General features: G+C 54.8%; 1 protein-coding gene and 2 pseudogenes. 2 read left to right on the forward strand and 1 reads right to left on the reverse strand.

The window, feature by feature from the left end:
• Positions 1-210 (reverse strand): annotated as a pseudogene (locus J0I64_RS20725) (MobA/MobL family protein); the annotation flags it as partial.
• Between the two features lie 105 nt (positions 211-315).
• On the opposite strand from J0I64_RS20725, the gene istA reads away from it, so the two are divergent.
• A complete protein-coding gene (gene istA, locus J0I64_RS20730) occupies positions 316-1,842 on the forward strand; it encodes an IS21 family transposase (protein WP_151652607.1) in 1,527 nt (508 codons plus the stop codon).
• Positions 1,832-1,947 (forward strand): annotated as a pseudogene (locus J0I64_RS20735) (ATP-binding protein); the annotation flags it as partial. The gene istA and the pseudogene J0I64_RS20735, both read left to right, overlap by 11 nt.

The following is a 1,947-nucleotide window of genomic DNA, read 5'->3' on the forward strand; positions in this document are numbered from 1 at the left end:
GTCGTGATAGACCCAGTCAGCGATCATACCCTTCGAAGTCAGATTGTCCTGGACGAACTCCTGAACCAAACCGATATTCTCCGCCCGTGTCAGTTCCTCCGGCAGAGCAATAATCAACTCACGGGCAAGTTGTGCATCCACCCGCGTCTCAAATGCATCGACAGCATTCCACAGCACCTCACTTGCTTCAGCGACAGTCTTGCTGTTGATTTTCGCTGAGAACTGACCCGGTTTGGGGCGATATTTCCATTGAGAAGTGACCCATGTTTGAACCTTCCCTCGTGCGTTTTCAGCGAGGGCTATGGAGTGATCGACATGGCATTATTGAGCGTCATCCGGCGCTGGCATTTCCGGGATCAACTATCGATCCGAGAGATTTGCCGCCGTACGGGCTTATCCCGGAACACCATTCGCAAATATCTTCGTCTCGGTAACGTGGAGCCGAAGTTTCAGGTTCCCGAGCGACCAAGTAAACTCGATCCATTTGCCGACCGTCTGGTAATCTGGCTGAGAACAGAGGCAAAGAAGTCTCGTAAGCAGAAACGTACGATAAAGCAGTTGCATGCGGACCTCGCCGCCCTTGGCTATGAAGGTTCCTATGGCCGTGTGGCCGCCTTTGCGCGGGAATGGCGCGCTGATCAGCACCAACAGCAGCAGACAGTAGGCCGAGGGACCTTTGTGCCGTTGAGCTTTGAACCGGGTGAGGCCTTCCAGTTCGATTGGTCGGAAGATTGGGCTATCATCGGCAGTGAGCGAATGAAGTTGCAGGTTGCTCATACCAAGCTCAGCTATTCGAGAGCCTTTATTGTACGCGCCTATCTCCTGCAGACACATGAGATGTTGTTTGACGCCCACAACCATGCCTTCCGGGTATTCGGTGGCGTTCCTCGACGCGGAATATACGATAACATGCGCACGGCCATCGACAAGGTTGGACGTGGCAAGGAGCGTGACGTCAATATACGCTTTCAGGCCATGGCCAGCCATTATTTGTTCGAGCCTGAGTTCTGCAACCCTGCTTCCGGCTGGGAGAAAGGACAGGTCGAGAAGAATGTCCAGGATGCCCGCCACAGGCTTTGGCAACCTATACCGCGTTTTCCATCACTGAACGCCTTGAATGACTGGCTGGAAGAGCGTTGTAGAGCCTTCTGGTCAATGACGCCCCATGGAAAGGTGCGCGGTACTATCGCCGATGCCTGGGCGGAAGAAGCACAATCGCTCATGCCAGCCTCCCGACCTTTCGATGGCTTTGTCGAATACACCAAGCGCGTATCGCCGACCTGCCTCGTCCATCTGGAGCGCAACCGGTATAGCGTTCCGGCGTCTTTCGCCAATCGCCCAGTCAGCCTGAGGGTTTATCCAGATCGTGTTGTCGTCGTCGCGGAAGGCCAGGTCATCTGTGAGCATTTGCGCATCTTTAACCGCTCACATCAAGGACCCGGGCAAACCGTTTATGACTGGCGACATTACCTGGCCGTCGTGCAACGAAAGCCCGGTGCTCTTCGCAATGGCGCTCCTTTCACCGACCTTCCAGAAGCCTTTCGCACACTCCAGCTATATCTCCTGAAGAAGCCGGGAGGCGACAGAGAAATGGTCGATATTCTCGCTCTTGTTCTTCAGCACGACGAACAGGCCGTGCTGGTGGCCGTCGATATGGCGCTGAAGTCCGGCGTTCCGACGAAGACCCATATCCTGAATCTTCTTCATCGTCTGGTGGATGGCAAATCCTTTACGCCGCCCGAGATCAATGCACCGCAGGCACTCACGCTCAGCAATGAGCCCAAGGCCGATGTCGAGCGCTACGATACCTTAAGAAAGAAGGAAACCCGTCATGCGTCATAATCCAGCAAGCGGTGCCATTGTCATCATGCTCAAGCAACTCAAAATGCATGGCATGGCGCAGGCCGTCGGTGAACTAACTGAACAAGGATCGCCGGCATTCGAGGC

This window comes from Devosia sp. (assembly GCF_017307565.1).
Taxonomy (GTDB): domain Bacteria; phylum Pseudomonadota; class Alphaproteobacteria; order Rhizobiales; family Devosiaceae; genus Devosia.

Excerpts from the sequence above, each read along its gene's own strand:
- istA (WP_151652607.1), top strand. The coding sequence starts at position 316 with ATGGCATTATTGAGCGTCATCCGGCGCTGGCATTTCCGGGATCAACTA.